The 18,363-nt window shown below is 44.9% G+C and carries 19 protein-coding genes; 7 read left to right on the top strand and 12 right to left on the bottom strand.

The annotated features are described in order from the left end of the window. Window positions 1–173: 173 nt before the first annotated feature. The 3 genes from folP to queD are packed head-to-tail and all read left to right on the top strand — an operon-like array spanning window position 174 to window position 1,919. Window positions 174–1,037, top strand: coding sequence for a dihydropteroate synthase (folP, locus tag PHX29_04245; GenBank protein MDD5605105.1), 864 nt, complete (start codon window positions 174–176; stop codon window positions 1,035–1,037). Then, window positions 1,037–1,540: a 2-amino-4-hydroxy-6-hydroxymethyldihydropteridine diphosphokinase gene (gene folK, locus PHX29_04240; protein ID MDD5605104.1), complete on the top strand. Its 504-nt coding sequence runs from the start codon at window positions 1,037–1,039 to the stop codon at window positions 1,538–1,540. The genes folP and folK overlap by 1 nt, the downstream gene beginning before the upstream one ends. Window position 1,541: 1 nt before the next feature. Beyond that, complete coding sequence (gene queD / locus PHX29_04235; GenBank protein MDD5605103.1) at window positions 1,542–1,919, top strand: 6-carboxytetrahydropterin synthase QueD; 378 nt, start codon at window positions 1,542–1,544, stop codon at window positions 1,917–1,919. Here the strand turns inward: queD and tgt are convergent. The 7 genes from tgt to trkA form a co-directional block, all read right to left on the bottom strand. Then, window positions 1,916–3,085 (bottom strand): tRNA guanosine(34) transglycosylase Tgt, encoded by a 1,170-nt coding sequence (gene tgt, locus PHX29_04230; protein ID MDD5605102.1) that lies wholly within the window; start codon window positions 3,083–3,085, stop codon window positions 1,916–1,918. The genes queD and tgt overlap by 4 nt on opposite strands. Continuing rightward, complete coding sequence (locus PHX29_04225) at window positions 3,082–3,933, bottom strand: UbiA family prenyltransferase (protein ID MDD5605101.1); 852 nt, start codon at window positions 3,931–3,933, stop codon at window positions 3,082–3,084. The genes tgt and PHX29_04225 overlap by 4 nt, the downstream gene beginning before the upstream one ends. A 26-nt stretch (window positions 3,934–3,959) precedes the next feature. After that, window positions 3,960–5,741: a chloride channel protein gene (locus tag PHX29_04220; GenBank protein ID MDD5605100.1), complete on the bottom strand. Its 1,782-nt coding sequence runs from the start codon at window positions 5,739–5,741 to the stop codon at window positions 3,960–3,962. Between the two features lie 24 nt (window positions 5,742–5,765). Next, on the bottom strand, window positions 5,766–6,236 hold the full coding sequence (gene ruvX, locus PHX29_04215; protein ID MDD5605099.1) for a Holliday junction resolvase RuvX: 471 nt from the start codon (window positions 6,234–6,236) through the stop codon (window positions 5,766–5,768). 2 nt (window positions 6,237–6,238) lie between these two features. Then, the gene (gene alaS, locus PHX29_04210; GenBank protein MDD5605098.1) at window positions 6,239–8,854 is read right to left on the bottom strand and encodes an alanine--tRNA ligase; all 2,616 of its coding nucleotides are present in this window, start codon (window positions 8,852–8,854) and stop codon (window positions 6,239–6,241) included. A gap of 119 nt (window positions 8,855–8,973) precedes the next feature. Further along, window positions 8,974–10,428, bottom strand: coding sequence for a TrkH family potassium uptake protein (locus PHX29_04205; GenBank protein MDD5605097.1), 1,455 nt, complete (start codon window positions 10,426–10,428; stop codon window positions 8,974–8,976). A gap of 5 nt (window positions 10,429–10,433) precedes the next feature. Beyond that, window positions 10,434–11,804 (bottom strand): Trk system potassium transporter TrkA, encoded by a 1,371-nt coding sequence (gene trkA / locus PHX29_04200; GenBank protein MDD5605096.1) that lies wholly within the window; start codon window positions 11,802–11,804, stop codon window positions 10,434–10,436. A 241-nt stretch (window positions 11,805–12,045) separates the two neighbouring features. Between trkA and ychF the strand changes: the two genes are divergently transcribed. The 3 genes from ychF (at window position 12,046) to gmk (ending at window position 14,248) form a co-directional block, all read left to right on the top strand. Next, complete coding sequence (ychF, locus tag PHX29_04195) at window positions 12,046–13,143, top strand: redox-regulated ATPase YchF (GenBank protein ID MDD5605095.1); 1,098 nt, start codon at window positions 12,046–12,048, stop codon at window positions 13,141–13,143. 201 nt (window positions 13,144–13,344) lie between these two features. Continuing rightward, the gene (locus tag PHX29_04190; GenBank protein ID MDD5605094.1) at window positions 13,345–13,635 is read left to right on the top strand and encodes a DUF370 domain-containing protein; all 291 of its coding nucleotides are present in this window, start codon (window positions 13,345–13,347) and stop codon (window positions 13,633–13,635) included. Window positions 13,636–13,645: 10 nt separating this feature from the next. Further along, window positions 13,646–14,248 (top strand): guanylate kinase, encoded by a 603-nt coding sequence (gmk, locus tag PHX29_04185; GenBank protein MDD5605093.1) that lies wholly within the window; start codon window positions 13,646–13,648, stop codon window positions 14,246–14,248. Here the strand turns inward: gmk and PHX29_04180 are convergent. From PHX29_04180 to PHX29_04165, 4 genes are read right to left on the bottom strand one after another with little or no spacing between them, the layout of a single operon-like run. Beyond that, window positions 14,245–15,246 (bottom strand): inorganic phosphate transporter, encoded by a 1,002-nt coding sequence (locus tag PHX29_04180; protein ID MDD5605092.1) that lies wholly within the window; start codon window positions 15,244–15,246, stop codon window positions 14,245–14,247. The genes gmk and PHX29_04180 overlap by 4 nt on opposite strands. Then, window positions 15,239–15,889, bottom strand: coding sequence for a DUF47 domain-containing protein (locus PHX29_04175; GenBank protein ID MDD5605091.1), 651 nt, complete (start codon window positions 15,887–15,889; stop codon window positions 15,239–15,241). The genes PHX29_04180 and PHX29_04175 overlap by 8 nt, the downstream gene beginning before the upstream one ends. A 57-nt stretch (window positions 15,890–15,946) precedes the next feature. Further along, window positions 15,947–16,534 (bottom strand): phosphatase PAP2 family protein, encoded by a 588-nt coding sequence (locus PHX29_04170; GenBank protein ID MDD5605090.1) that lies wholly within the window; start codon window positions 16,532–16,534, stop codon window positions 15,947–15,949. After that, the gene (locus PHX29_04165; protein ID MDD5605089.1) at window positions 16,522–17,022 is read right to left on the bottom strand and encodes a hypothetical protein; all 501 of its coding nucleotides are present in this window, start codon (window positions 17,020–17,022) and stop codon (window positions 16,522–16,524) included. Before PHX29_04165 ends, PHX29_04170 begins: the two co-directional genes overlap by 13 nt. Window positions 17,023–17,044: 22 nt before the next feature. On the opposite strand from PHX29_04165, the gene holA reads away from it, so the two are divergent. Further along, the gene (holA, locus tag PHX29_04160) at window positions 17,045–18,052 is read left to right on the top strand and encodes a DNA polymerase III subunit delta (GenBank protein ID MDD5605088.1); all 1,008 of its coding nucleotides are present in this window, start codon (window positions 17,045–17,047) and stop codon (window positions 18,050–18,052) included. Here holA and PHX29_04155 read toward each other — a convergent pair. Beyond that, the gene (locus PHX29_04155; protein MDD5605087.1) at window positions 18,049–18,360 is read right to left on the bottom strand and encodes a hypothetical protein; all 312 of its coding nucleotides are present in this window, start codon (window positions 18,358–18,360) and stop codon (window positions 18,049–18,051) included. The two genes, holA and PHX29_04155, sit on opposite strands and share 4 nt — an antisense overlap. Window positions 18,361–18,363 lie beyond the last annotated feature (3 nt).

Here is an 18,363-nt window from a genome sequence, read left to right as displayed (position 1 = left end):
AGATTACTTGTTTAAAATAATTAAAACCAGTTACCGTTATTTGGGAGATTAAGATGATTAATAACAAAATGGCAACTAATTTCCAATGATACACTAACAGTATAATGATGTCAATTTGAACATGATTGTTTTATAATGGATTTGCAGCTTTAAAAGCTTTGCGATTTTCCAACATGAACATATCAAAAGACAGGCATAAACCGTTTGGTAACCGAGATTTGATTCCTTCGATGTGCATTGGCGGGATCGATTTCCATTGGGGAGAACGCACCTATGTAATGGGCATCATAAATGTTAGCCCCGATTCATTTTCTGGCGATGGTGTGTGTGGAGTAAAGGCTGCGGTTGAGCAGGCAAAGCGGTTTGTGGCTGAAGGCGCAGACATTCTAGATATAGGAGGAGAATCTACCCGCCCTGGTTCTGAACCTGTAAGTGAAGAACAGGAAATTGCGCGGGTTATTCCGGTTGTCGAAGCAATTCATGCCGAAATGAATGTGCCTTTAAGTGTAGATACTTATAAAACAGGAGTTGCTGAGCGCGCTCTTGAAGCTGGTGCGCATATAATTAATGATATATGGGGATTAAAGAGGGGTGATGAAATGGCGCAAATTGCCGCAAAGATGGGTGCACCTTTAATACTAATGTCCAACCAGAGAGATGAAGCCTCTGTAAGTATTATTCCGGCAGTGCTGGCTGACCTTGAACTGGCAATCGAAAAAGCTTTATCATCCGGTATCGCGAGCAATAAAATAATTGTTGACCCGGGGATTGGTTTTGGTAAAACTGTAGAACAAAATTTGGAAATAATTTATCGTCTTGGCGAAATCAGAAGATTGGGCAGGCCGGTGCTGCTAGGTACTTCCCGGAAATCTGTTATTGGCCGGATTTTAAAAGTTGCTGAAAACGATCGGTTGGAAGGCACAGCTGCTACTATTGCCATTGGGATTGCTGCCGGGGCTGACATTGTCCGGGTTCATGATGTCAAGGCCATGAAACGGGTGGCTTCTATGACTGATGCGATTGTAAGGAGAAATTGATGTCCAATAATATGGTTACAGTTTACCTTGGTTTGGGTTCAAATATGGGTAATCGTACGGAAAACCTGAAAAAAGCGCTGGGATATATTGAACAGAGAATGCGTGTTGTAACAAAATCATCGGTTTATGAAACCGATCCGATAGGCAATACCAGCCAGCCCAAATTTTTGAATATGGTGTGTGAAGTAAAGACCTCTTTACCGCCAGAATCCCTGCTTGTACTTGCTAAAGGTATAGAAAAAAAGTTGGGCAGAATGCCCAACCATCCAAAAGACTCTCCCCGGACCATGGACATCGATATCCTTTTTTATGGTGACCAGGTGCTCAATAATCCGGATCTGATTATCCCGCACCCACGCCTTTCCAAAAGAGCTTTTGTATTGATGCCCATGAATGAAATTGCCCCCAGTTTTATTGATCCTTCAACCGGCAAGACAATCGCTGATTTGTACAGAGAAATCCAAACCGCCAAACAGGGTGTATTAAAATTGGGAGGATGTTAAGATGTACTTGGTAAACGTTGAGAGGGATTTTGACGCAGCCCATTATCTGAGAGGCTACCAGGGCAAGTGCGAAAATCTACACGGGCATCATTATCGGGTGGTTGCGCGCCTTAAAGCTTCTTCTAATCAAAATGCTGGCATGGCTTACGATTTTACGCGTCTAAAGAAAGAACTTGGGTATGTTTTGGAGAAGTACGATCATCATTGTCTTAATGAAATACCACCCTTTGATGAGATCAACCCTTCAGCAGAAAATATCGCGCGGACAATTTATTTTAAACTGAAAGAATATCTGAGCGAATTACCTGAAGACGTTACTATTGATGCTGTAACTGTATGGGAATCACCTGAAAGCTGGGTTGAATATCGGCCAGATTAGTAGCCCGGCCTCTTTAACAACCATTTTTGTTTTTGCGCTTTTCGGGTTTCCTCGTCAACAACACGATAATTGGTGAGAAATGCGTCTTTATACTGACTAAAGCTGTTCTCTTTAATAGCTTTTCTGATTTGTTGTGTCAGGTGTTGAAGAAAATGTATATTATGGATACTGGCTAGTCTCAGGCCGAGAAGCTCACTGCTTCTGAAAAGGTGGGCGATATATCCAGCCGAGAAATTTCTGCAGGTATAGCAGCAACAACCTTCTTCTATCGGGGCGCCGCTTGTTTTATAGATAGAATTGCGGATATTTATTCGCCCGCTTGTGGTGTATAGTCCCCCGTTTCGGGCTACTCTGGTTGGTAGCACACTATCAAAAATATCTATGCCTCTGGATACAGCTTCGACGATATCTTCCGGAGAGCCCACACCCATTAAATAGCGCGGTTTAGGATTTGGTATTAGCGGTACGGTTAAATCCAGCATCGCCCATGTAGTTTGTTTATCTTCCCCGAGGCTCAGACCGCCGATTGCAAAGCCGTCAAAAGCAAGCTGGGCAAGCTCGGTGGCAGATTTCACTCTGAGTCTTGGGTTGACAGCCCCTTGAATAATCCCGAAAAGCTGCTGGGTTTTACTGGTTCGAGCTTCCAGACATCTTTGTGCCCAGGCAGTTGTTCGATTGACGGCTTCTATAACTCTGCCCGAACTCCCATCGTGGGGAGGCACGTCATCCAGCACCATCATAATATCTGAGCCAAGGGACTGCTGGAATGATATTATATCCTCAGGTGTGATGAAGTGTTTAGAGCCATCTATGTGGCTTCTGAAAGTTACTCCTTCATCGGTAATTTTTGCCAGCGACGAGAGGCTGAATATCTGAAATCCGCCGGAATCGGTAAGAATTGGACCTTTCCAGCCCATGAAACGATGGAGTCCTCCCATCGTTTTTATAAGCTCAATCCCTGGTCTGAGGTACAGGTGGTAAGTGTTGGATAGTATCATCTCGGCACCTGCGGCTTCAACTTCCTGAGGAGTGAGAGTCTTTACGGTAGCTTGACTGCCGACCGGGCAGAAAACAGGCGTATGCACATCACCGTGAGCGGTTTTAAGCACTCCGGTTCTTGCTTTAGATGAGGTATCCTCATTCTCTATGAAAAAACCTGTTGTCATAATAGCAGCAGGTCAAGCACCATGATAAAAAATAATATACCCAGGTAAGGGAAACTGGAAATCTTGTATACGCGCCAGGCACGGGTAGAATCAGACGTTAAAAGCAGTTTGAAGCTTGACGCAAGTAATGCCAGCCCCAGCAAAATTGCTCCGGAAAGGTAGAGCCATCCAAAATCAGCGACGAAATAAAGAACAATTGAAGTTGCAAATAACAGGAGGCCGGAAAAAACCATTAAACGGATACCGGTGGCAGGAGTGGCGCTCATCGGGAAAAAAGTGATGCCGGCATTAATGTATTCATCGCGCCGGGCAACCATGACTCCCCATACATGTGAAGGAAGCCATACTATAATTAACAGGCATATTAAACCGATTTGCCAATTTAGTGAAGGCTCGGCTGCAAACCATCCCATTAAAACTGGGGCGCACCCTGCAATTGCTCCCTGCGGGAAAACGCAAGTTACTTTTTTACGAAAGGTAACCGCCACAATTGTACCTATCAAATCTGCCAGGAAAGTATAAGGGTGAACGATCCATGCCAGCACCAATCCAATAGCGGCCAGGGCGAACAACATGGGTAGTGCCTTTTCAGCCGGATCAATCCGTTTGGCGGCCAGTGCCCGGTTACGGGTACGGGGCATAAGGCAGTCCAGGTTGCGATCAAGGTAGTTAGTGAATCCGTTGGCGGCTGCACTTGCAATGAGAATGGCAAGCGTTGTCAGCAGCAGTTGATTCCATGGTGGAACACCTCGGTCAGCAATAAACATTGTTGCTGCACCAATAAATGTCAGCAGGGAGGTTTCCCGGGGCTTTAATACATTTATATAATCTGGTAATGTATTAAACAAAATTTATTGCCTGTTTTCCTTTCTGTTTATTTTTTTGTTATTGAACGGGTATATGCACTAACAATGTTGTGCCGCCGAAGAACCCCCAGCAGCTTTTTAGGATTTTCTCTATCCACTACTGGTATGCGGCCGACATCTGTACCGATTAAAATCATTACATCATGCAGAGTTTGATCAGGGTATGCAATCCTGGGATTTCTGGTGGCTATATCAGCTATTGTCAGGTTGTCGACTGATCCTCTTTGCATGGCTGAAACCACGTCAGTTACAGTTACCACCCCGCACAAGTTTCCTTGCTGATCCACTACCGGGAACCCATGGTGGCCGCTTTTCTTTAGTTTATCACTTAACTCAGCTACCGGCATAGTTTCTTCGGCAGTAGGGAAATTCCGGGTCATTATCTGGTTTACAGTAATCTCTTTCATTGGGTTTTCCTGGTTTATTGCCCGCACGTTTATACCCTTTCTCAGTAATCTTTCGGTATATATACTTTCCGGAGTGAAAGAACGAGCTAGAGTAGTGGCAACGACCACTGCTGTCATTAGTGGGAGTATAAGAGTGTAATTGAGGGTAAGCTCAAATAATATGATTATGGCAGTAATTGGCCCACGTGCAACTACGGCAAAGAATGCCCCCATTCCTACCAGCGCATAGGCTCCGTAGGTAGCGGTTGATTCCGGCAGCAGCATATGTAAACCATACCCAAAAGCACCTCCAGCCATGGCTCCAATAAACAGCGATGGGGCAAATACGCCACCGCTACCACCGCTGCCCAGCGTCAGCGATGTGGACAACATTTTAAGGAAAAACAGACCAATTAAAGAATAAAATGCCAGATCTTCGGTTAGCGCCTGGTCCAGGGCGCCGAAGGGAATGAGCGCACCGGTTGAATCAAAGTGAATGCCGTAGCCAACGCCGAAAATCTCTGGGAAAAAGTAACCAATTATTCCAACAGCCAGTCCGCCTATAGCCGGTTTAATTACCTGGGGGACTTTGAGAGATGTAAATAATTCTTCGGTTTTGTAAAAGAAGCGTACAAAAGCTACTCCGCTGATGGCTATCAGTATTCCCAAAACGGCATATGGTATCAGTTCCAGGTAGTTTGCAATGTTGTACTGAGGGAGGGAAAAAGATGCAGTGTGTTCCCCAGTGAATAAAAAGATTTTCGCAATTACATTTGCCGAAACAGAAGATATCACAATGTAACCGAAGCGAGGATTGATGAAATTGCCGGCAACTACTTCAAGTGCGAATATTATACCGGCGAGTGGTGCATTAAAAGTGGCAGATATGCCGCCGGCGGCACCGCAAAGCAGCATGGTTTTAGCCCACTCGTCATTTAGTTTGAATAACTGTGCTATGGAAGACCCTGCAGAAGCGCCGATTTGAACGATAGGTCCTTCACGGCCAACCGAACCTCCGCTGCCAATGGAAATAGCTGAGGACAGGATTTTTACCGGGGTAACCTTCCAGTGAATTTTACCTGCCCTGGTGGCGAAAGCTTCTATTACTTCCGGCGGGCCTTCACCCTTAACTTCCCTGGCTAGATAGCGGATAATTATCCCAACCAGCAACCCTCCGGCAGCTGGCAGAAAAATAACATAATATTCTCCCATGAAGGAAAGAGCCTGGCTTCCGCCGTAAAAGAAAAACCAGTTAGCCCATTTGATGACCTGCCAGAAAACAACTGCCCCGAAACCAGCAGCAATTCCGGCCATCACAGATAGAACAACGCCGAAAACAAGCTCGTTGGAACGCAGTCCGGCAATTTTTTCTGACAGTAGGCTGGATATAGAGTTAATGCTCATAAAATCGTGAAAACTGGAATTAATTTAACCACCGTTAGCTGGTGGGGACGCATCATCTGTAATCAGTGGTGTGTTGGTTTTAAGGTAATCGTCAAGAATGACTGCAGCAGCAATTGCATCGTCACGTTGGGTTATTAAATTTGTCCGCCTCTTTTTATGAGTCATGATATCTTTGGCGCGACTTGTTGAATACCGTTCATCCTGGTATACAACTTCAATACCAAGGTTATTCCTGATATTATCAACTACTAGTTGTGTTCTTGTAGCCTGTGGCCCGATGCTTCCGTCTAGAGAACGCGGTAAACCGGCAACTATCAGGACAGCTTCGTATTCCCTGATAAAAGCGTCTATCGTGTTTAATATTTCCTCTTCGGTTTCACACTTGATCGTTGTTACAGGAGAAGCGATTAATCTGAGCGGATCACTGACTGCAATACCAAGCCATTTATCTCCGATATCGATGGCTATAATCCGTCCTGGTTGAATTTGTGCCAACTTTAACCCTGCCTGAGAAAGTCCCTGGTGTTATCGAGCGCTTTTTGAACCAGTTTTTTATCCTTGCCGCCTCCGGTAGCCATTCCTGGTTTACCTCCACCCCCTCCTCCGGCGATTCGGGTGATTTCTCGGATAATACCAGCTGCATTATAGCCCTTTTTTACCAGATCGTTGGTTACGCCGACAACAAATACTGGCTTGTCACCAGCGTTAGAGGTTAGTATAACAATACCGCTACTCATTTTATTCTTGATATGATCTGCTGCTTCTCGCAATAATTCAATATTGGCTTCATCCAGAAATGCCGAAACCAAACGTAATTCTCCCAGGTTTTCGGCACGGGTAAGCGATTCTTCGGCCTGCATCAAGATAGACTGACGCGTCATACTTTCTACTTGTTTGGCAAGAGCAACCTTTTCTTCCATCAGCCCTGATATTTTCGTTAGTAAACTGTCTGGGGAAGTCTCCAGCAAGGTGGAAGCCTTTTCTATTAACTGAGTATTCAAGCGAATCAACTCTTCAGCCGCTCTCCCGGTAACTGCTTCTATTCTTCTAAGCCCTGCCCCGATTGATGATTCGCTGGTTATATGGAAAAGACCGATTTCTCCCGTGGCGGAAACATGGGTACCACCGCACAGTTCGGCTGAAACCGGGGGATTTCCAACTCTTAAAACCCTGACTTTTTCAGAGTATTTTTCATCGAAAATTGCAATAGCTCCGCTTTCAATAGCTTGTTTGAGGCTCATCTCTTGAGTAGAAACGGGGGAATTGGAACGTATTGTCTGGTTAACCAGAGTTTCGATCTGCTCCAATTCGTCTGGCGTCAATGGTTTAAGATGACTGAAATCAAAGCGCAGCCGTTCGGGGCTTACCAATGAGCCTTTTTGCTCGGCGTGAGATCCAAGAATCTTTCTCAAACTAGTATGAAGCAAATGTGTAGCGGTGTGGTTGCGGGCGATGTCCGCCCGACGGAGTTCATCTATCCGGGCGGTTACTGCATTGCCTGTCTGGAAGCTGCCTCTGGACACGAATCCATGATGGATTATACTTCCATCTGGTCCGTTAGTGGTATCTGTAACATTAAACTGCGAATCCTTGCCGATAATAGTACCGGCATCTCCTACCTGACCACCTTTTTCTGCATAGAAAGGAGTATTGGCAAGCACCAGGCTGGCTTTTTGCCCCTCGGTAATTGAGTCTATCAACTTATCGTTTGTCAATATATGAGTGACTAGCGTTTCCTGGGTGGATTTATGGTAGCCAACGAAATCTGTAGTACCCAAATCGAGCTTTTTCTCCCGGACGGTTCTTCCTGCTGCAAAACGATGGCTGGATTTTGCCCTTTCTCTCTGGGCCGACATTTCCTGTTCAAAACCGGCCATGTCTATGCAAAGACCCTTTTGTCCGGCGATTTCGCGGGTAAGCTCAACCGGGAATCCGTAGGTATCATATAGTTTAAAAATATCCTTACCATTTAATATGTTGTTGCCCGAAAGAGCATTGTCGACTACTTTATCGAGGAGTTCAATTCCAGCAGAAAGTGTCTCATTAAAACGCTTTTCTTCTGCATAAATTACATCAAGTAACAGCTTTTGCTTTTCTTTGAGTTCCGGGTAATACGAACCCATCAGCTCTATAGTAGCTTTGGCAATTCGAGCCAGAAAGGGTTCCCTGAGACCAAGGCGGCGTCCATATAAAGTCGCTCGGCGTATGAGTCGGCGCAGAATATATCCACGTCCTTCACTGCCTGGCATAACTCCATCGGCAATCAGGAAACTAATTCCCCTGCTGTGCTCAGCCACGACTCTGGTAGCCATATCTGTGTCTGTGTTTCCCCCATACCTGATTCCTGTAAGGTTAGAAACCTCAGTAACCAGTGGTTTTAACAAATCGGTCTCGAAAATGGTATTCTTTCCCTGAATTACAGCAGAAATGCGCTCGAGGCCCATGCCGGTATCAATACTGGGTTTTTCCAAACGGTGCCGGTTACCGTTTTTATCCTGATTATATTGGATAAATACCAGATTCCAAATTTCTACAAAGCGCGAACATCCACAACCGGGGTTACAATTCGGCTGTCGACAACCGCAATTGTTGCCATAATCGTAATGTATTTCACTGCAAGGACCACATGGACCAGCATCACCGGGAGGCCCCCAGAAATTGTCTTTTTCCCCCAAGCGCACAATGCGGTTGACAGGAACACCTTTTAATTTCCATAATTCGAACGCTTCATCATCGTTTTCAAAAATCGTGATCCAGAGTTTTTCGTGCGGAAGCCCAAGGATTTCGGTGACGAATTCCCAGGCATAGTCAATAGCCTCAGGTTTGAAATAGTCACCAATACTAAAATTACCCAGCATCTCGAAGAAAGTGCAGTGGCTGGTATCACCTACTGATTCAATATCGGTGGTGCGAAAACATTTTTGGCAAGAGGTTAAACGCTGTGAAGGTGGCGTATCTTCTCCAAGGAAATAAGGTTTGAATTGTACCATTCCGGCAGTATTCAAAAGTAGCGTCGGATCGTTATGCGGAACAAGGGAAGAACTTGGCACAATCAGGTGTTTTTTATTTTCAAAATAGCTTAAAAAAGCCTTTCTTAATGCTTCTCCAGTCAATTAAATCTCCTTAAGCGGTAAAATAGGTTCGTGTAAAGATTATAGCCTCAGTATTTATCAGCAGGCAAGGAAAACAGCTGACTAGCAGGAAAGAGTTAGTACAACCATGTTTGTGTATACTAACGCCAGCGCCAGAAAGAGGGCATAAAAAGCACTAAAATGGTGAAAATCTCAAGACGACCTGCTAGCATGAGCAGGATTAGTACAGCTTTACCTTCAAAGGGGATAAAGGCATAGTTTTCAACAGCTCCCACCATCCCAAAACCAGGGCCGACGTTTCCTATACATGCAATTACTGACGAAAAAGCGGTAATCGGTTCAAGCCCAATCGCGCTCATTACCATGAAACCAGCCGCGGCTAGCAAGACATACAGCAATGCCAGGCTGACGATGCGTGATAGTATATCGCCGGGCAGGGTGTTTTCGTCAATTGTAATTGGTATTATAGTGTTTGGTTTGAATACCATTAACAGGCGTCGGTGAATATATTTAAATAATACTACAATGCGTATTACTTTCAGAGCGCCGGTAGTCGAACCAGCACAGGCGCCAACCACCATTAACACCATGAGTATAGCTTTGGAAAAGGTCGGCCAGAGGTTGAAATCTGTGGTAGCAAAACCAGTAGTTGTCATAATAGAAACAATTTGAAAAGTTCCATAACGCAAGGCTTCACCGGGCGAAAGCCCCATCTGGCCAAGCAGGTTCAAGCTTATGATTGTACCGCTGAAAAACAAAATGGCGAGGTATACTCTGAATTCCGTGTTTTTTAACAAATATTTTGGCTGTCTTTTGAAGAACAAAAAATAGTAAAGACCAAAATTCACTCCGGCCAGGACCATAAAAACTGTGACGATAATTTCAACCCAGACATTATTATATGACGCTATGCTTAAATCTGTGGGCGCGAATCCTCCGGTTGGCATTGTCGTAAGTGTAATATTCACTGCATCGAAAGGCATCAAGCCAGCGAACCGGAGCATGATATACTCTAAAAGCGTCATGCCGAGGTATATTAACCATAGGGCTTTAGCGCTATCCCGAATGCGGGCGGTCAATCTTTCACCGTGTTGGGAACCGGGCATTTCAGCTTCGATCAAATGAGCTGAGCCCAAACCGAGAACTGGAAAAAGGGCTACAAACAGCATAATTATTCCCATGCCGCCCAGCCATTGAGTAACCGATCGCCAGAGTAATACTCCCGGATACTGTGTTTCTATTGAGGTTAAGATAGTAGCACCGGTAGTAGTAAAGCCGCTCATGGCTTCAAAATAAGCGTCGATATAAGATGGCATGGCGCCAGACAGATAATAAGGCAAAGCCCCAACTGCAGAAGCAATTACCCACCCCCCAGCTACCAGCAAAATAGCTTCGCGTGCTGAAAGCTGGTGTTCTTTTGAGATGGTGAGAAACCTGGCGATTCCTCCTGCAGCCAGGCAAAAGGCTGCTGAACCGGTAAAAGCTATAGTGCCACCACTGCTGGTTATAAGAGAAAATAACAAGGGTATCAGCATGGCTATGCCAACACCAATCACAATCAGACTAAGGTAATGAAGGACGACCTTAAACTTCATGGCCGCTACTTAAATAGCTTCTCCACTGCGCGTATTGAGCTTATGGGAGCGGTAATAATAACGTGATCTCCGGGTTCTACCAGGGTTTCCCCTGGTGGTAATAAGACGTCATTGCCTTTTAATACAGCTATTGCGACAGCCTCAGCCGGTAATCCAACCTCGTTTATCCGATGGTTGGTGATAGAAGCAGTCGGGCTTGCCATGAACTCGACGGCTTCCATTTTATCTCCTTCTAGAAAAGCAGTAGCAATAGCACCGCCATGAAGCACAAAGCGTGTGATTTCATCGGCAGCAAGTAGTGTCGGTAGAGCAGCAACGTCTATTCCGATCGCCTCTGCAAGCGGAACATAAGTAGCATTGTTGATAATAACCATCGAACGCGGTACACCCAATTTTTTTGCCAATAAAGCGCTTAAGATGTTGAGCTCATCATTGTTAGTGGTAGAAACATATGCATCTGCTGAGGGAACCCCAAGCTCGATAAGAAAATCACGGTTTGTGCCGGATCCATTGATGATTTCAACATTATTCAGCTTTGAAGCCAATTCTTCAGCTCTGGGAATATCGGGTTCGATGAGTTTCACCTTCGCCCCACGGCGTGAAAGCCCTTCAGCAGCAAGGTGACCAATCCGGTCTCCGCCAAGTATGACAATTCTCTTTGCCGGTCGATGAGGAGTACTCAGTATCTTTCCTACCTCGTCGATATAATCTTTGCCGGCTGCGAGGTAAATACTATCCTCTTTTTGTATTACTGTTTGACCGGTTGGTATTAACAATTCTCCTTGCCTTACAAGAGCAGCGATAACTGCTGGATGTGGCAAGCGGGCTATTAGCTGGCTTAGATTCAACCCTATCAATCCCTCATCCTCTACCCCAAACTCGCGAATTTGTACCAAGCCGCCGGCAAAATTTTCTGTTGGTGTAGAATACAGGCTCGATAGAATCGCAACAATTTCATGGGCTGCAGTCATTTCCGGATTGATAAAAACATCTACGCCCAGTTTTTTGGGGCGTATAATACGCCTGGGTGACAGTGGCGATTTGCCTCCGGCAATAAAATAATAGGAAAAATCGGGATTGCGGATACGAGCGGCAGTGGTCGTAGCTCCCAGCTCTTTTGACATAAAGCAGGTGATCATATTAGTCTCGTCGTTATTGGTAACCGCAAGAACAAGGTCAGCTCGTTCTGCTTCGGCTTGCTTGAGCGTTTTGGGGGTTGCTGAATTACCCAGGATAGTTTTTACATCCAGGCGGTTGCGGATTTTATCCAATATTTCGGAAGATTGATCGATTACCAACACCTCATGGTCTTCTTCAGTTAACAAAGAAGCTATATGAGTGCCGATAATTCCCCCACCTGCAATAATAATATACATTTATATAAAATCCCCGATCAGCACATCGCATGCCTAAACCAGCAATTTGAATCTGCTCCCAGATTGGCAGTCTAGCATTGTAGGCTCTAATATCTGTCCTGTCAATAGTGGGCAGCAAAAAACGTCTGCCAGTTGAAGTACCTGATGCTTCAGCGTAAAATTAGCCTGGAGATATGTAGCATAAATCGGCTGGCAGCTTTAACTATACCCGGCAATAAAATATTGTAAACAGGCTGAAAAAATGAGTTTGAACATCGGTATCGTAGGCCTTGAGATGAGTGGGCGCACTACGATTTTTAACTGTCTTACCAGCATGGCTGCTGACACCAGTCGTTCTCGTCAAGAGGAACATGTTGGCATCGCTAGAGTGCCTGACTTCAGAGTCGACCGCTTGAAAGAGATGTTCAAGTCCAGAAAGGCTGTCTATGGAGAGGTTAAATACGTTGATTTAGGAGCAAGTCTGAAAAATGCCGCCAAAGATTTTGCTTTGAGCGGAAAACTCCTTTCGGGACTTGGGGCTACAGATGCTCTTTTATGCGTCATCAGAGCTTTTAAGGACGAATCTGTGCCGCATCCTCAAGGAAGTATTGATCCAGCCCGTGATATTGAGGCTATGGAGCTCGAACTGGCTTTCTCTGATATGGCAATTATTGAAAGACGTCTTGAAAAGCTTGCCGCCCAACTTAAAGCCGCCCGGATTACAGATCGGCCTATGTTGGAAGGAGAAGCCGTGCTTCTTGAAAAGATAAAACTTGAATTGGAAGCGGGTACTCCTGTCAGACGTCAGTCTCTCGGTGAGGAGGACCTGAAAAAGATTTCCAGTTATCAGTTTTTGAGTTTGAAGCCCCTGCTTACCGTGTTGAATATCGGAGAGGAGCAATTGGGAGAAGCTAGACAATTAGAAGAGCAGCTTGATTCCCGTTTCGGGGATGAAGGCCATCGGATTGTAGCACTGGCCGGAAAGCTGGAAATGGAGCTGGCTGGCTTGGATGAAGAGAGCCGGCAAGTGTTTCTTGATGAATTTCAGATTAAGGAACCGGGATTACAAAAAGTAATAAGGGCATCGTTTGACCTGCTGGGACTAATCAGTTTTTTAACCACTGGCGAAGACGAAAGCAGGGCATGGCCGCTACCACTAAATACCTATGCACCGCAGGCTGCCGGTCGTATTCATAGTGATATCGAAAGAGGCTTTATTCGCGCGGAGGTGGTCCACTATGACGACCTGATCCGATTGGGCGGATATGCGGGTGCCAGGAAAGAAGGGTTGTTCAGGGTTGAGGGAAAGAACTATATAGTTCAGGATGGAGATGTAATTAACTTCCTTTTCAATGTTTGATTTATCAGGAGAAACTCAATTCAGAACACACCTGTCTTACTGTTTGAATGGGCAGGCTCAAATATAGTTATTTATCAACTATTTTAATCCGGTATCTTTTCTTAATTGCTACGTCAGTAAGCAGAATGTATAATGTTTAAGCCGTTTCACCGCGAATGGGGAGCGTGCAGTCTTTTAATAATCCTGAGTGAGGTTAAATCAATGGATGCAGAGCTGGTACACATTGGATTTAGTAATGTTTTGGCCATGGATAAAGTTGTCGCCATTGCTTCGCCTGGTTCAGCGCCAATAAAAAGAGCTGTTCAGGATGCCAAAACCAATGGCAAGTTGATAGATATGACAAGCGGTCGCAGGACCAAAGCGGTGATCTTTACCGAGAGTAACCATATCGTCCTGGCTGCCTTAGCTCCTGAAACCATCACTGGTCGTGTTCAGGTTATGCGTGGTGGAACTATAATCAAACCTGAGGCGGTTGAAAAAGTCAGAAAGTAGGTAAATCATCATCTTTGATTACGTCAATCGGCCAATCGTTTTAGTTGTCTCGGGTCCTTCTGGAGCTGGCAAGGATACCGTGCTCAACCGAATGAAGGAACGCAATGTGCCGGCAGATTTTATTATTACTCTAACTACCCGTCCCCCCAGGGATTATGAAATTGATGGTGTCAATTATTACTTCGTGGCAGAGCCTGTTTTTATGAAGATGATAGAAAACGGAGAATTACTGGAACATGCCAGAGTATATGGTAACTGGTATGGTGTTCCGAAAAAACAGGTTGCGCAGTCTATTCAAAGGGGAAGGGACGCGATTATTAAAGTGGATATACAGGGAGCGGCTACAATAAAAAAGAGCATGCCCGAAGCTTGCTTTGTGTTTGTTACTCCACCTGATGCATCCGCCCTTTCATACCGCTTGAGAAAACGCAATACAGAATCAGTCAGTGATCTTGAGCTGCGTTTAAAGACTGCCGGTGCCGAATTTAGCCAGCTTCACCTTTTTGATTACGTTGTGCTTAATTGTGATGGCGAGGTGGATGCGGCAGTGGATGATTTAATTTCCATCATCAGGTCTGAAAAACTCAAGTTGCGCTCAGAGCGCCAAGCTTAGAAAATATAGCCCAACAACCAGGAAAAAAGATGCCCTAAACCACCGCAAACCGGAAAGGTGATAACCCAGGCGGCAACAATGTTCCCGGCAAGACCCCAGCGTACCGCTGAAAAACGGCGTGTAGCCCCGACCCCCATAATAGAAGAACTGATGCAGTGGGTTGTGCTAACGGGTATGCCCAGGAATGAGGCTATTTCTATTACTGTGGCTGCGGAAGCCTCTGCAGCAAAGCCATGAACCGGGCGTAGAGTGGTAACTCGCATTCCCAGGGTTTTAATGACCTTCCAGCCACCGAATGCGGTTCCTGTGCTGATAGACATAGCTGATACAAGCACTATCCAGAACGGAATTGAGTCCCACAGTGCTTCGGTGCCAGTGTAGAAAACCATTGCCATGGTAATAATACCGACCGGCATCTGCCCATCGTTTTTGCCATGGCTGTAAGCCATGAATGCGGCTGATAGTATTTGCAGTTTACCAAAGTGTGATTGTACTGTTGCAGGCGCTGTCCGCCTCAAGAGCCATAGCAGTGCGATCATTACTGCAAATCCGCCAATAAATCCCAGTAGAGGCGCAATGCCTACCGCTGAAGCAACTGTAGTAATAACACTCCAGTTTACAGCTGAAGGTCCGGAAGAGGCTAGTCCGGCTGCGGCCAGAGCGGCGATGAACCCATGCGTCAGGCTGACTGGCAAACCGTGAAAAGTAGCGGTTCCTGTCCATATAATAACGGAAGCCAGGGCAGCGATTACTGTTTGAAATGAAACGGCTTCCGGTGCGAGGATTCCTTTACCTATGGTGATCGCTACTGCAGAGCCTGTAGCAGCGCCGAGAAGGTTGAAGAAAGCAGCCATCAAGACTGCTTTTTGTGGAGTTAGTGTTCGGGTTCCTACTACGGTAGCAATGGCATTTGCGGCATCATTGAAACCATTAACCAGCCCAAACCCCAGAGCCAACAGAATGATGACTATCAAAGCTGCCAGGGAGGGATCAGGCATTTTTGAGGGCTACTCCTTCCAGTACATTGGCAACGTCTTCGCAGCGATCGGTGGCAGTTTCAAGATGCTGGTATATTTCCCTCCATTTAATGACCTGAATTGCTTCAGTGCTGTCGTTAAACAATTCAGCCAGGGCTTGTCTGTATACCCTATCGGCAACGTTTTCAAGGCGGTTGATTTCAACGCAGTGAATCAACATGGTTTTCAGGTCGGACCGACGGCGAAGCAGGGGAACTGCCTTTTTCAATTCGAGGGCTCCCTGCAGTATTATATCTGCCAGTTCGATAGACTGCTCGGTAGGTTTGCCTATGCGGTAAAGATTCATATCATCCGCTGCTGAATGTATAAGATCAGCAACGTCGTCCATGGATTGTGCCAGCATAGCGATATCCTCGCGATCGAAAGGAGTGATAAAAGTCTGATGAAGACGGGCAACTATCTCGTGGGTGATACTATCCCCCCTGTGTTCAAGGTCGGCAATTTTTTTAGTCCGTTCTTCAACAGAATTCCACATACTTACCATATCCTTGAGCGCCTGGGCGATATCCACCAGATTGGTAGCACTATCCTCAAAAAGGTTAAAAAATTTTTCCTCTCGGGGAGTTAGACTAAACTTAAATATATTAATAAACCTCCTTTGCAAAAAGTTCAATTAGTATAACTGGAGCCCAACCGTAGATGTCAATAGTCAAGACTTGTTTCACGCCAGGAAAAACAAGCGCATTAAGTCAATAATACGATCAAGCAGTGGATTTAAAAGTTTGAAAACAATCGTAAAAAATAATGCCACCAAAAATCCGAGGGCTGCTCCTCCAATTATATCCAGTGGATAATGAATTCCTACATAAACTCGGGAAAAACCCATGCTGGCAGCAATAGCCAGCAGGACGGATCCCACCTTGCGATCATACAGAAATATTCCCCAAGCCATTGCGAACAGTACTGATGCAGAATTTGAGGGGAAAGAAGGATCGGTGGGTGGGTAGAACAACAAATTGACGTCAAGCTCTTCAAACGGCCGCGGGCGTTGCCAAAAATTATTAATAATTTCTACCATTCCCTGGGCAGTACCTAATGAAGAAGAAGCCACCATGATTCCTTTTTGCATGTGACGGCGATTATCGGCATTTTTTATGCCTGTCCAAAGAGCCATCATTATCATACAGCAGAATACAATTATGAAATAATCATTAGCTATAGCAGAAATAATATTGTCAATTATCGGGAAGCGTCCGCTGAGGCCATTAATCCATAAAAACAGGTTTTGGTCGAGCTCTAGCCACGCCATTTTAAACTCCTTAAGCGTAGGCTGGCAGCCTGGAAAAACGTTCTGTTTTTCAATGCTTCAAAGCCACTTTCGAGGTCGCCCTGGTTGTTCTTAAAACGCCTGTGATTGACAAGAGAAGAAATAATAATTGTAAGCCCGATTGCACTTACAATTCCTGCCATGAAAAGGTAAAATTGTTCAGCTCCTTCTATTACTCCGGTGGGTTTATGCCAGTTCCATGTTAACAGAATCGCCAGGCATGGGATAGCAATAACACTAGATATCATATAGTTCCATGCACGTCTTTGGAAAAAAGTAATCCCACTTATCCCGCTATAGGAGGAAGCAGCCTGAATAGTGGATATAGAAAGCAGTACTATAAAACAATAATATTCAACGGCTAGAATATGCATGATGTAACCAAGGTCAATAGCAGGTTTAAGAATAGTTAATAATAGCCTAAAAATACCCGGCATGGCAATATGCGCCAGCAATAAGAAGCCAGTCATTATGATACAATGATTGCTGAACATGACAAGTAAGACTTTTTTACTCACCGGAGAAGACGATTATTCGATTACCCGCGCATTGGAAGATTTTAAAAACAGCCTGGAAGCCGGGGATCTTCTGGATGCGAATTATACATTTGTTGATGCTGAAACAATTAAACCTCAGGATCTGGAGCTAATTGTTTCAGCAACTCCATTTTTAGCCCCTAAAAGACTGGTAGTGGTTGTTAACTTGTTTGAAAGATTTGAAAAACAGCCTCGGCGGGCAAAAAAACGTAACAAGAAAAGTCGGAACGTCGATGAAGATATTGTATCATTTGCTAGAATTATTGAAAATAAACCCGGTTCAACAGAATTGGTTGTTGTTGCCGGCACTCTCTCTGGAGGGAATTCACTGTTAGAGATCCTTGATAAAAATATTGAAAACCGGGCTTATCCGCTACTCGCTGGAGCAAAACTAACAGAATGGATAGCCCGGCTTGTTCATTCGAAGGGAGGCGTAATAACACCAGATGCAGCTCAGATGCTTTCTCGGCAGATTGGATCAGATCTCTGGACAATGTGCAATGAAATAGAAAAACTGGTGCTCTATACTGATGGGGACAAAATCACGTCCGAAACAATAAACCGGATGGTAAGCATCACACCGGAAGCCAACATATTTCATATGATAGATGCAGTTGTCGCTGGAAGAAGTTCGGTTGCGGAGCTAGAGCTGGAAAAATTATTGTCAAATGGTATTTCTCCTTCTCAGGTAATCAACATGCTGGCTCGTCAGATTAGAATGATCGCTATTTCACAAGACATGTTAACAAGCGGTTTTAAAGACTCGGATATTCGCAAACGCCTGGGTATCAAGCATGACTTTGTTATGCAGAAAATCTTACAGAAGACAAGAGTGTTTAACTTACATGCAATATACAGTTTTTATTTACAGCTGGTAAAGGCAGAAATGGACATTAAAACCGGCAGGCTTGAGCCCGATCTGGCGCTAAGTGTATTGGTTGAAAAAATTGCTAAATTAAATTAAGGTTCCTTATCGTTTTCAGAATTGGTTTCCGCTTCTTTTATTTTTGATAGTAAATCTTCAGCTTCATTTACCAAGTCGCTCCCGAGTTCCTTTACGGCAAGGGCAATCTGGGCAAATTTATCTTTAACTTCCTTATCTTTGAACCGATCAGCCAGGATATTTGCAGATGCAGCCACGTCAGATCCGAGTTCCTTGGCTTTAGCTTTAAGTTCCGGATCGTTAAAAAATTCCGACAAAGCTTCTCCAAAAGTGGTAAAAATCCGCCCAAAGCTTTCGTATAGGTTTTTTAAATCTGATCGCTGTGTCATTGC

The sequence above is a fragment of the Dehalococcoidales bacterium genome, assembly GCA_028717385.1.
In the GTDB taxonomy this organism is placed as follows: Bacteria; Chloroflexota; Dehalococcoidia; order Dehalococcoidales; family CSSed11-197; genus CSSed11-197.
Note: the sequence above shows the minus strand (reverse complement) of the source record. Positions and strands in the feature narration are given on the sequence as shown.